At 37.0% G+C, this 12,385-nt stretch carries 12 protein-coding genes and 3 pseudogenes; all 15 read right to left on the bottom strand.

Annotated elements, in window-relative coordinates; all coding sequences use genetic code 11:
* Positions 1–6: 6 nt before the first annotated feature.
* Positions 7–570, bottom strand: a complete 564-nt coding sequence (locus HT689_RS05680; RefSeq protein WP_000759260.1) for a redoxin family protein — start codon at positions 568–570, stop codon at positions 7–9.
* Positions 571–583: 13 nt separating this feature from the next.
* Positions 584–1,294, bottom strand: a complete 711-nt coding sequence (gene ccdA2 / locus HT689_RS05675; protein WP_173251587.1) for a thiol-disulfide oxidoreductase-associated membrane protein CcdA2 — start codon at positions 1,292–1,294, stop codon at positions 584–586.
* 162 nt (positions 1,295–1,456) lie between these two features.
* On the bottom strand, positions 1,457–2,008 hold the full coding sequence (locus HT689_RS05670; protein ID WP_173251585.1) for a GNAT family N-acetyltransferase: 552 nt from the start codon (positions 2,006–2,008) through the stop codon (positions 1,457–1,459).
* A 395-nt stretch (positions 2,009–2,403) separates the two neighbouring features.
* On the bottom strand, positions 2,404–3,228 hold the full coding sequence (nadE, locus tag HT689_RS05665; protein ID WP_173280867.1) for an ammonia-dependent NAD(+) synthetase: 825 nt from the start codon (positions 3,226–3,228) through the stop codon (positions 2,404–2,406).
* Complete coding sequence (locus tag HT689_RS05660) at positions 3,225–4,685, bottom strand: nicotinate phosphoribosyltransferase (RefSeq protein ID WP_172931001.1); 1,461 nt, start codon at positions 4,683–4,685, stop codon at positions 3,225–3,227. Before HT689_RS05660 ends, nadE begins: the two co-directional genes overlap by 4 nt.
* Positions 4,686–4,800: 115 nt before the next feature.
* Positions 4,801–5,289 carry a DUF6773 family protein gene (locus HT689_RS05655; RefSeq protein ID WP_050262054.1) on the bottom strand — a complete coding sequence of 163 codons (489 nt, stop codon included), beginning with the start codon at positions 5,287–5,289 and terminating at the stop codon, positions 4,801–4,803.
* Positions 5,279–5,488 (bottom strand): helix-turn-helix transcriptional regulator, encoded by a 210-nt coding sequence (locus HT689_RS05650; RefSeq protein WP_001107505.1) that lies wholly within the window; start codon positions 5,486–5,488, stop codon positions 5,279–5,281. The genes HT689_RS05655 and HT689_RS05650 overlap by 11 nt, the downstream gene beginning before the upstream one ends.
* Positions 5,489–5,873: 385 nt before the next feature.
* Positions 5,874–6,595: pseudogene (locus HT689_RS09745) on the bottom strand (hypothetical protein).
* A gap of 15 nt (positions 6,596–6,610) precedes the next feature.
* A pseudogene (locus HT689_RS05635) lies at positions 6,611–7,502 on the bottom strand (ABC transporter ATP-binding protein).
* A gap of 134 nt (positions 7,503–7,636) precedes the next feature.
* The gene (locus HT689_RS05630; protein WP_173280861.1) at positions 7,637–7,795 is read right to left on the bottom strand and encodes an HAD hydrolase-like protein; all 159 of its coding nucleotides are present in this window, start codon (positions 7,793–7,795) and stop codon (positions 7,637–7,639) included.
* Between the two features lie 45 nt (positions 7,796–7,840).
* Positions 7,841–8,251: a GNAT family N-acetyltransferase gene (locus HT689_RS05625; protein ID WP_173251566.1), complete on the bottom strand. Its 411-nt coding sequence runs from the start codon at positions 8,249–8,251 to the stop codon at positions 7,841–7,843.
* A gap of 307 nt (positions 8,252–8,558) precedes the next feature.
* Positions 8,559–9,044, bottom strand: coding sequence for a hypothetical protein (locus HT689_RS05620; protein ID WP_173251564.1), 486 nt, complete (start codon positions 9,042–9,044; stop codon positions 8,559–8,561).
* A 21-nt stretch (positions 9,045–9,065) separates the two neighbouring features.
* Positions 9,066–10,979, bottom strand: coding sequence for an AAA family ATPase (locus HT689_RS05615; RefSeq protein ID WP_173251561.1), 1,914 nt, complete (start codon positions 10,977–10,979; stop codon positions 9,066–9,068).
* 72 nt (positions 10,980–11,051) lie between these two features.
* Positions 11,052–11,213: pseudogene (locus HT689_RS05610) on the bottom strand (nucleoside triphosphate hydrolase); the annotation flags it as partial.
* 79 nt (positions 11,214–11,292) lie between these two features.
* The gene (locus tag HT689_RS05605; RefSeq protein WP_173251559.1) at positions 11,293–12,384 is read right to left on the bottom strand and encodes a DUF6287 domain-containing protein; all 1,092 of its coding nucleotides are present in this window, start codon (positions 12,382–12,384) and stop codon (positions 11,293–11,295) included.
* Between the last annotated feature and the right edge of the window lies 1 nt (position 12,385).

The following is a 12,385-nucleotide window of genomic DNA, read 5'->3' as shown; positions in this document are numbered from 1 at the left end:
CTTTCTCTACCCCATTTCTTTCAATGTTTTTAAAATCATATCCTTATCCATAAAACCAGGTTGCGTTTTGACTAGCTTACCTTCCTTGTCTATAAAGGCTTGAGTTGGATAAGAACGAACACCATAAGTTTCCAAAAGTTTACCTGATGGGTCAATTAGAACTGGGAAATTTTTATAATCCAAGCCCTTGTACCAGTTCTTAAAGTCTGATTCTGCTTGTTCCCCCTTATGTCCAGGAGACACCACTGTCAAGACCACATAGTCGTCTCCAGCATCTTTAGCAATTTCATCCGTGTCAGGAAGACTAGCTAGACAGATGGAACACCAAGAAGCCCAGAATTTGAGATAGACTTTCTTGCCCTTGTAATCAGACAAGCGATATGTCTTGCCGTCTACTCCCGTTAGTTCAAAATCAGCAACCGCCTGACCTTTAGTCGCAGTTTGCGCACTGACTTGTTCTGTTTTTGTTTGCTCCTTCATGGTAGATTCGTCTGACATATTTTTAGCCGAACAGGCTGCCAAGCAACAAATTGAGCCTACTCCAAGGAGACATGTTTGCCATTTTTTCATTTCTTATTCCTCTCTATTCAAATAATCTTGTTAAAATAGAAGCATTTCCCAAAAGCACCAAGATTCCCATCACGATAATGAGGAGACCACCTACTTTTTTGAGGGTTCCAAGGTAGGGATGAAGTTTTCGGAAATGTTTCAAAACATAGCTGGAGGCAAGAGCTAGAACCAAGAATGGTAGTGCCAAACCCAGCGTGTAAACCAACATGAGACCAGCTCCCTGCCAAGCACCTGAGCCACCTGAAGCCGCCAAGGCTAAAACAGAGCCCAGAACCGGTCCCACACATGGCGTCCAAGCAAAACTAAAGGTCAAGCCCAGTAAAAATGCCTGACTATATTCCTTACCCTTTTGCCCTTGTCTATTTAATTGTAACCTTCTTTCCTTGTAAAGTCCTTTCAAATGTAAGACTTCCATCTGGTGCAAGCCCAAGAGAATGATAACCGCACCCGTCACATACTGAAACCAAGAAGCATACAGCAAATTGCCTAAAAAACCAGCACCATATCCCAGTAAGATAAAGATAAAAGAAATCCCTGCTATAAATGCGAGAGTTCGCAATAGACTAACGACTGAGATTGAAAATTTTCCGCTAGAAGCCTGAGCACCATCTTTATCATCCAACAAGACCCCTGCATAGACTGGTAACAAGGGTAAGATACAAGGAGAAAAGAAGGAAAGAATTCCAGCAAGAAAAACACTGATAAAAAAGATTACATTGTCCATTGCCTTCCTCCATTCTTTGATTTGATAAGTCTATTATAATTCCCAACTCTAAGAAAAAACAGGGACAATGATAGGGAAAAATAGGAATTTAATCAGTTTATTCAGAAATTTTGCACAAAAAAAGCCAGACAATGTCTGACTTTGATAGAAACAGAAAAGAAATCACCTGTCTTCCCTACTTATCTGGTAATAAATAAGGTCCGCAACGTAGTCTTTTCTCTCCACACCATTGGCAATGGTTTTTAAATAGGACATTCCAGCCTTCTCCATCACACGTCCTGAAGCTGGATTAAGACTGGCGTAACGAGCTCTGACCTTTTGAAATCCTGCTTGGGTAAAACAAAAGTCTAAGACAGCTTTCAAGGCCTCCGTCATCATACCTCGGCCCCAATAATCTTTTCCTAAAACATACCCAATCTCACAGCTAGAGTCAATCTCATCCATTTCAACGATGCTGATATCTCCTATCACTTGCTCAGGATTCTCTTTGAGACAAATGGCCCATTTGTAATAGTTGGGATTGGTATAGGATGCAACCCAATTTCGAATCGAGTTCCGAGTCACTTCAACATCAGGATGAGGATCCCAGGTGACATAGGTCAGGTTCTCAGGAGACGAAGCCCAATTTTGAAACATGGCTTCCGCATCACTCTCCACAAATCTTCTCAAGATTAAACGTTCCGTCTCTAACATTTGCGTACCGATTGCTTTCATAATGTTACCTCGCTTTCTAATAGATAATTCTCTGCCCAATCTCCATTGAAACTTGTTTTGCTTTTGAATCTCAAGGTAATACGCTAAAAAGGTCCCCCGGACATTCCTCGCTTACCTGTTTCCATGCTCGGGGTAAAAAGACTAAACTCAGTAACAACTAAAAAACAAGTTTTTCATCTAGTTCCTTGACGCAGTCGCTGTCTGGTTTGAAATGCGCTCTAGCAAGCTTTTTCAAACCTAGTCATCGTTGCGGGGGTGAGAAGACGAAATCGAACTCTGTGAGTTACCAGACCTTCTTCGCTTTCTTATTTTTAGACTCGGGGTTCAAGGTCCCCCGGACCTTCTCTCACTTTCTTATTTCAAGGTGAGAGGCTGAAAACCTCCACTGGAGGTTTTCACTCCCAAAAATCATCAAAGACGGTGATGGGTAGGTGGCGTTTGTGTTGGCCTTTATGCCACCAGTTTTCGATAGTTGTTTGGGCTTCTAGGTTGATTGTTTTGCCTTCTAGGTAGTCATCAATCTCTTCATAAGTGACTCCGAGGGCTACTTCGTCAGCTAGGCCTGGTTTGTCTTCTTCTAGGTCTGCTGTTGGGATTTTTTCATAAAGGGCTGGGTCTGCACCAAGTTCCTTCAAAAGTTGTTTTCCTTGGCGTTTATTGAGGCGATAAAGAGGGAGAATATCTGCACCACCGTCACCAAACTTGGTAAAGAAACCTGTGATATTTTCCGCGGCGTGGTCTGTCCCAATGACCGCTCCACTATGGGCACCCGCAAGGGCATATTGGGCAATCATACGACTACGAGCCTTGATATTGCCCTTGTTAAAATCTGAAACAGGACTACCTGTCGCTTCAACAGCAGCTGTCATAGCGTCAGCTGATTCCTTAATATTGACGACTAAACTGACATCTGGCTGGATGAAGTCTAGGGCTTTTTGAGCGTCTGCTTCATCGGCTTGTACTCCATAAGGCAGGCGGACAGCGATAAATTTGTAGCTGTCGTCTCCCGTTTCTGCTCGCAATTCTTCCATGGCCAGTTGAGCCAATCGTCCTGCTAAGGTTGAGTCTTGTCCTCCAGAAATCCCTAGCACAAAGGTTTTAAGAAAGGGATGTTTTTTCAGGTATCTTTTTAAGAAATCAATAGAACGACGGATTTCTTCCTGGGCATCAATCACTGGTTTGACACCCAGCTCTTGGATAATCGTTTCTTGCAAACTCATTCTTCTTCTCCTTCACCAAGGGCTTCCTTGCGCATCTTATCAATCAAGTCCATCTTATCTTGCCATACATCACGCGCCAAATCCACTGGATAGTGCTGCGGATTGAGCACGCGCTTGTATTCATCCCAAAGCTTGTCAAATTCCTTACGAGCATAGTCCTGAATCTCAGTTAAGCTAGGCAGGTTGTAAATCAATTTCCCGTCTTTGAAGATATCCACTAAGAGAGGAACAGCGTCAAAATTACGAACCGTCTTCTTGATGTAAGTATAGGTCGGATGGAACATCTTGATTTCTGTCATGCTGGCAACATCTACGCCGTCATAAGTGATATAATCGCCTTCTGACTTGCCTTTTTCACGACTGGTAATGCGCCACACCTGCTTCTTACCTGGCGTAGACACTTTTTCAGCATTATTTGACAGCTTAATCGTATTACGCATATTACCATTTTCATCTTCGATGACCACAATCTTATAAACTGCTCCCAGAGCTGGCTGGTCATAGGCTGTAATCAGCTTTGTACCCACACCCCAGACATCAATCTTGGCCTTTTGCATCTTGAGGTTTAGGATGGTATTTTCATCTAGGTCATTTGAAGCATAAATCTTAGCCTCTGTAAATCCAGCCTCGTCCAGTTGCTGACGGACTTTCTTAGAAATGTAGGCAATATCCCCAGAGTCAATCCGCACACCCATAAAGTTAATCTGGTCACCCAGCTCACGCGCCACCTGAATTGCAGCGGGTACCCCAATACGAAGGGTGTCATAGGTATCCACAAGAAAAACGCAATTTTTGTGGGTCGCAGCGTAAGCCTTGAAAGCCTCATAGTCGTTACCATAAACCTGTACCAAAGAATGGGCATGGGTCCCCAAGACAGGAATGTCAAAGAGTTTACCAGCGCGCACGTTGCTGGTTCCATTGGCTCCACCAATCACCGCTGCGCGTGTTCCCCAGATAGCCGCATCCATCTCTTGCGCCCGACGTGTCCCAAACTCCATCAAAGGCTCATCTTCAATGACTGAACGAATACGAGCTGCCTTAGTCGCCACCAAGGTCTGGTAGTTGACGATGTTCAAAAGAGCTGTTTCGACCAACTGACATTGAGCTAGAGGGCCTTCAACTTGCACAATCGGTTCATTAGCAAAAACCAAATCCCCTTCTTGGGCAGAACGAACGGTCAACTCCAACTTGAAATTGCGGAGATAGTCCAAGAACACCCCATGATAACCAAGCGACTCCAAATAGGCAATATCACTATCTGAAAAACGCAAGTCTTCAAGATAATTCACAATTCTTTCCAAACCAGCAAAAACCGCATAGCCGTTCTTAAAAGGCTGTTGGCGGAAATAAACCTCAAAGACCGCCTTTTTATTGTGAATTCCTTGGTCAAAGTAAACCTGCATCATGTTAATCTGGTACAAGTCCGTGTGCAATGTCAAACTATCATCTGGATACATACTTTTCCTACTTCCTTAGCTAGAAATACATGAAAATTTTCAAAAACTTTCATGCATTCCAATAAATTAGTACTATTATATCACATTTTAGCTGGATTGAGAAAAGAGTAACAAGCTATTCACTACTCTCCAGTTCATCCATGTCTTGCTCAAATTTTTTCTGAGCCCATTCTCCATAGCTCTTCAGACCGAGATTGCCTATAAAAACCCAAGGAAGGTAAATGACATAAGTAATGACCCAAACAGACAGGTATTTAATGTTCAAAGGATTGTGCTGATAAATTTCTATGTTGAATTGATAATTCTGCAACATCAAAAGAGCCGTAATCGCCAAGGTTAGAAAAAAACAACCCAAAATCGTAAAATGAAAACGACTATAGTAGGTCACTCCCAGATAACGGGCACGATTGAAAAAGTAAAATGTCCCTATGATGATAACGATTAGCAGCATATTAGAATTAAAAAGGCTTGGTGCTAATACTGAAATGATATAAGATAGGAGCGACAAAGCAATGCAGATATAGAAACTTTCAGATCCCGCTTTATTGAACAGTTGTTCTTCTCTTTCGTCTAGTAATTGATAATAATAAAATCTATTTTTCATCTTCTTCCTCCCAAAATAGTTGGTCTAGGGTTTTCCCTAAACATCTGCAAATAGACTGGCAGAGCGAGAGACTGGGATTGTATTTTCCCGCCTCTATCAAACCAATAGTCTGGCGTGTCACCCCGACAGCCTCTGCCAGTTGACCTTGTGTTAAATCACGCTCTACCCGAGCTAATTTTAATTTTAAATTTTTAGCCACCTTCGTCCTCCTTATAGTTTTAATACTCATCTACTCTTAAAAAATTCCAAACTAACACAAGCTATCAGCTATTTATTATAACCCCATTAATTTGCATTCCAGTATTATCTTCAGCCGAAAATCAGTATTTTAGGTTGTTTGAAATAAACTTCCTAGTTTACTCTTTTATTTTTATTTAGTATTAGCTTTAGTAGGAGCTTTTAAACGAGTTTTTATTGCTTATATTTCTTGTTTAGTTTAGTTGGTTTCATATCACTATTATATAATGCTTTTGGAAATGAGCCTAGTATAAGTCAAAAACGTGTTGAATAGTGAAAGCAGGAGCATACCAAGATGACTGATTTTTTTACTAGATTTTAAGTTTGCAAAATAATACTAAATGAAACTAAAATGAATACTTCTTGCTTTTCTTGAGAGTGAAAAAGTACAATAAAATGATTGTAGTGATTACCACAAGATACTGACTAATAGACATCGTATTTGAAGCCACAAATACAGGTAAAGAATAAAAAGGAAGAAGTTCAATTGCTTTGATAAACAAATCATTACTAGTATTCATCATCATCGTATTTAATATATTAGGGATAAAGAGTAGTAAAGCTACTAAAATACCAAGCCACTTTTCAATTTGTATAAATAGAAAATGTAAGATAATAGAAAATAAAATAGGACTAACAAAATTGTATTGACTACAATAGCTACTATAAAATTTAATCCTAAATCACCTGGAATACCCAATTTACTTACTATGACTAGTAACACAATGCCATTCAAAGCATAAATAATGGAAACTGAGATGGCATATAGAAAATTAGACAAGACGTAAATCATCCGATTCTTCTGTTGATTATAAAACAAACTTACCGTATTGTGGGAAAAATCTCTACTAATGACTCGATTAGCATGTATAACAGCCATTAACATACCGAGCATAGCATAAAAGTTTGAAATATGCTTAATACCAAGCGATGTCCCTTGAGTCTTTAGAATAAAGAATGTAACCAATATCGGCGGTATAAACGAGATAAGTAAACCGAGATATATTACGCCTGATGAATATAAATTTCTTATATTTTCCTTAAGAAAATTCAATTTATTTAATTTCATGATGATAACCTTCCTTTATTTTGAACGATTTAAGTAAATATCTTTAAGCGTCTCTTTTTTAGTTTCAAAATCAACTACTTTAATAGAGTTTTCGTTAAAAAATTTAAAAAGCTCACTACTTTGAATATTCCCAGACATCGTAATTCTCAGTCCCTCTTCCTGAACAATATCCCCAAATTCTTGTTTGGTAATGAAAATGTCTCTATCTGTAGCTGATGAAAAAGCTATCTCAAACAAGAAATTATGACTATCTTTTCCTACTTTTTGAAATGTCAAAAGCCCGTTCTCCAAGAAAAGAACCCTCTCACAAATTTCTTCAATATCTTCTAATTTATGACTCGATATTAAAATTCCCACATTTTCATGTAAAGCTAAATTTTTTAGAACCGCTAAAACTATTTGTGATGATTCAATATCTAAACCATTAGTCGGTTCATCTAAAATCAATATATCAGGTTTCGTAACGAGAGTTAGAAGCAAAGCTAATTTTTGTTTTGTACCCAAAAAATAGGTCTTTACTTTTTTATTAATAGACTGAGTCAAATCTAACTCTTGGATCAAACTTCTAAATCTTTCTTGATTGTAGTCAACACCATATAAATTTGACAAATATTTTAAATTCTCTAAACCTGTTTTAGATAAAAATAATTTTGGTTCTTCGATTAAATACCCAACATTATCACTGCTTATAATATTACCTGAAGTCGGTTGATTATTCTGACCAAGAATTTTCATCAACGTACTCTTACCAACTCCATTTCTCCCTACTAGACCAACAATTTCACCCTTATTAAGTGCGAAATTTATATCTTTGAGAATGATTGAATGACCATAATGCTTACTTACATTTATAACTTCCATTTTTTATTCCTCCATTAATATTCTTGGTTTTCTCTTTGATTCTCATTAATTTTAAAAAGTTGCGCCTCTTTTTAACAACATTATATCATATATCTAACTTAATGCAATATATAAATGTCATTTTGTAAAATTTTATTAACAAAAAAACTCTCTACCACAAAAAGATAGAGAGTTTTTAGTTTAAATATATAATTTCAAAATATCGACGGCATCGCTTCTTTTCTTAACCTGATAGGACTTGATTCCCAATTTCTCAGCTGCGATTGTATTGTCCTCAATATCACCTATAAAGACACAATGTGTAGGATTTAACTGGTATTTATCGAGAATCCCCTTCATACTTATGTCAAGAACCCCTCTTTGCCTTATACTTTCATACTCACCTTACAAATCCTTTTGGTAGTAATATCTTTTCCCTGTGTAGGGATAGTCTTGCAAAGCAAAGACTTCCTTGTAGCCATGGCTTAGATAAAAATCTGGAGCTTGAAACTGATAAGTATTGACAAAAGCAAAACGACAGTTTCGATTCTTGGCTTCACTTTCTGCTTGCTGCAATAGTCTTGAACCGATTCCTTGCCCTCTCAGTTCCTCTTTGACAAATAAATACTCAATTTCTAGCCAATTTCCAAAAGTCTCTGCTATCAAACCTGCAAAGAGATTGCCCTTTTCATCTTCAACATAAAGATTAAGTGGCTCACTTTCAGCCTCTTCTCTTTTTGAACGATTATAAGCACGAATCAAATTCCCAATTTCTTGCGATTTATGGGATTCCTTATTTTCCAATCTAAAGTACATCTAAACCTCCTCGAAAACTGATACAGCTTGATTATAGTCTTATTTCAATAGACTGTCAAACTAGCAAAAACTCACCAACCTGCGTTGATGAGTTTCAAAAACACCCCCCGATGTGGAGATGCTTGTTGCTTCGTTGTAAAGATATAGTTTTAACAATTTATATTTTCAAATTATTCATCGTAGAATACTGGTATTGAACCTCTTCTTACATTAATAGAACTTATATACTAGATTCTAATCATCTCATTCTTACACTGATGAATACCTTTAAACTACTTTCATCTAATTTGGAAACCTTTCAAACGATTTAGTTTTCATTCCATATGTCTCTGCGTTCGTTGGTAACATATAAAATTTGATTATGCTTTACAGCTTTCCTCCAGATGAAAAATCCAAAAACTGGAGCAGCTAATGTTATCCAAAAATAAACCAAGATATACTGTAAAATAGTTTTCTTTACTAATCCCCAAAATGTTCCATAGCGAACTAGACCATCCAAGAAATTCTGTATAATTCCCCCTTGATAATTCCAATAAGAATAGTGCCAAAACACAAAAGATAACCAGGTTAAGACAACAGCAATTAGAAAACCAAAAATCCCTAAAGGAGGAACCCAAAACATTATCCAAAAAAGAAATACCAAGAAACTACATAATGTTTTTCTAATTATAAATTGTTTACGATAGTCTTCTCTTAAATGATCTCTTACAGATTGTAAAAAATTACCAAATTTTTCTTTAGTGGCTCCTGCGGATGGTGGGGTTACATATTCTTTCTTAAAATTATCTGACATATACTTTCTTTCCTCTTTCTATTAAATATAACAATTCTCCAAGACTTCATTAGGTATCATCTCTATTATCTCTATATTATTCTCAAATAGATACATCGCTACCTTACGTAAAATTTTCTCATTTTGGTTTCTAACCCAGCGTCCGTTACTAAAATCATTGCTTCTTTCAAAATTATTTTTCAGAAGTTTTTGATATGCTTCTACATCTACTTTATAACCTTTACTTACTAGATTATTTAGACCAATCTGATACAATTGCCCAATAGAATAATCTTCAAAATGAAATACATTTGGAATACGACTCCGCAATCCTTCATTCATTTCTAAGAATTTTTCCATATCCTTTGTATAACCTGCAAAAATTAAGACAATATCCTCTCGATGATCTTCCATGAATTTCAAGATTTCATCAATAGCTTCCGATCCAAAATCTTTTTCTCCACCTTTTGCAAGTGTATAGGCCTCATCAATAAAGAGTACTCCACCTAGTGCAGATTCTAATACTTTTCTTGTTTTGATAGCAGTATGACCTATATGCTGACCGACTAAATCACTTCTGGATGTTTCTACATACTTATCTGTTGGAATGATATTATTTTCATAAAGTAGTTTACCCATCAATCTAGCAACTGTAGTTTTACCAGTACCAGGGTTTCCTAAAAACAATGAATGTAAAGTTACTCCAGATGTATTAAAGCCCTTATCTTTTCGGGATTTATTCATATTAGTAATAGCAATAAATTCTTGAACTTCATTTTTGACACTATCAAGTCCAATCATATCCTGTAACTTTTCAAACGTTGTTTTCTCACCGAAACGACGAATAGATACTTCATCATTTACTAAGGTATATTGATTATTTTCATCTAAGATAACATCTGTATAATCTTCATTGGTTTTTACTCTCAGTAATTCACCGACTTGGAATTTAACATTTCGTTCCAGTTTTATATCTGGGTTTGTTTTCATTCCTACAATTATTTTATTTAATCGTAGGTTAGAATGACTGTCAGAGTATACATTAATCTTATTATGATTTCCTCCTAAAACCATTAAGATATTTCCAGTAACAGATGAATGATCTTCAAAATCTCCAAGTTCTACCAATCCCAGATGATCTTCAATATGTACTGTGGACTTCACTGTTTTAATAGAATGCATCATTACAAACCCTACAGATAAGGAACTTTCTTTTAGAAAACAAGCATTTACATACTCCTCATCATTATCTAGAAAAACTCTCGTATCCAGTAAGGTCAAGCTTGATTGTGTACACTCAATTGTAGAGCGCTTATTTTCAAAACTACCTGCAAATAAAATAGAACTTTTAATGCTTCCTTCTGATTTTGTTCCTAAGAATATTCCATTGTTATCCGAAACTTCTAACTCAATATTTGATAATTCAAATCTTGAGTTATCAAATACTGTTTGAACATAGATACTCGTATCTTGAATTAGAACTGTAGAATTATCAAAATATATGCGCTGACGTTTATCTGGTTGAAAAGAACGAACTACAGAATTTTTAATCGTAACGGTTGAATCTTTAGAATAACAGATCGGGTAAATTTCACCTTCAGTCTGATTTGATTCTAAAATAACGGTATCTAATAGTACAGATGATCCTGGTTTTATGTTCAAACAATTATATTTTTCTTCTTTGACATTTAAAGCTAGATTTTTAAATGTCACATTTACACCATCAATAGCAAACAAACCATCCAATGCAGGTAAAATGAGTTGCTCCTCTTCAATAACATTTCCAATAAATGATAAATTTTTATCAATTAGGATTGATCCAAATTCTACTCTAAAATTTTCTTGGATTTCAATTGTATCTCCATCACTTGCAGCCGCAATTGCAGCATCAAAATCCCAAGTTGTTCTTTTAGAAAATAAAGAAGAATTATCTTTACCAACTAAAAAATAAGCCATTATTATTCTCCTTAAATGTGATATATCTAAAATATATTTTATCTATCATGTATGACTATAGCTCTGTCACTCCTACACCCACTCACCATTAGCATTTACGCGATAGCCATCTGGTGTTGTAGTATTGACTAAAAGAGCTCCTGAAGTTGTGAAGCAATACCAGGATTTTCCAACTTTAGACCAGCCACCTTTATTCATAGCACCTGAACCGTTGAGGTAGTACCAGACATTTCCTACCCCTGCCATCAGTAGACTCAACCCCATTGCTGATCCTGCCAGTACATGTTTTAGTTTCATCTTCTATTTTTCCTTTTTATTCACTAATCTTATAGTAAAATTCGTTTGGATCTGCTAATGCCCCCCCATACTGGGTAATTAATAAACGATCTTTACTGCTGTCAGAAGCATCTTCATAAGATGTATTACCTCCATTAAGAGGAGGATGCACAATTCCTTTGGGAATTAGAGTGACAGCTGCTCCACCTACGCCACCACTAAATCCGATTCCAAATTTTGCCATATTATCTACAATTCTAGGTGGAGCCGGTGTTACTTCAGCTCCGTTTGTAAATCCATTTTCATCAAAAGTGACTTCGCCACCCTTGTTATTCTTCCAAGTGCCTTTGATACTACTAAAGTTTTTCTGATGAATTTCAGCCAGATGAGCACCAGGTCCCTTGGCCTGCTCCTCTAGATCAATAAAGGGACGACTAGCTGAAGCATCATCAAAAATCAACCAGTTCAAGCCTTCCAAATCAAGCTTTTTAACCCCATCTAGCCCTTGTAAACTTGAAGGATCATCTGTCTCTCTTAAATCATAGTTGACTGAGCTGGCTTCCTGATAACGACCATCTGCAAAGAGATAGGTTTTAGCAATGGCTTCCGGTTTAGAAGCACTAAAAATCAAGTAAGAGATAGTTCCATTTTCATAAGGAATCAAGATCTGACGTGAACCACCTTTCCCAGCAACCCCACCAGCCTTGACTAGCTGGGCTCCCTGATCTATCAGATAATAAATCCCAAGTAGGACCTTATCTTGTTTAATTAGCAATTCTTTCTTGCCATCCTTATTAATATCGTAGAAAGTGTAGCTAATATCTTTCCCTTGGTAATCAAACAAAATGGAATCAATATAAGACTCTTCTTTGTCACCTGTCGAATTCTGTGGCATTTGTTGTTTTTGCGCTGCCTTAACTCGCTCTCTATAGGAATCTAAGATATTCTGATATACAATCTGGTAATCAATCTTTGCTTGTTCAGCTTTTTTATCTTCCGAAGCACTGGTTTGGACTGTAGTGTCAGTCGACTCTCCCCCACTAATCTGACTAGCTTGCTGCCCACAGGCTGCTAATAAAATGACTGAGCTAGCCAATAACAAGCCACTTAAAATGGTTTTCTTGGACATA

The sequence above is a fragment of the Streptococcus sp. 2342 genome (assembly GCF_013276795.1).
Taxonomy (GTDB): Bacteria; Bacillota; Bacilli; order Lactobacillales; family Streptococcaceae; genus Streptococcus.
The sequence above is the reverse complement of the archived record's forward strand: the minus strand, read 5'-3'. Positions and strand labels throughout refer to the sequence as shown.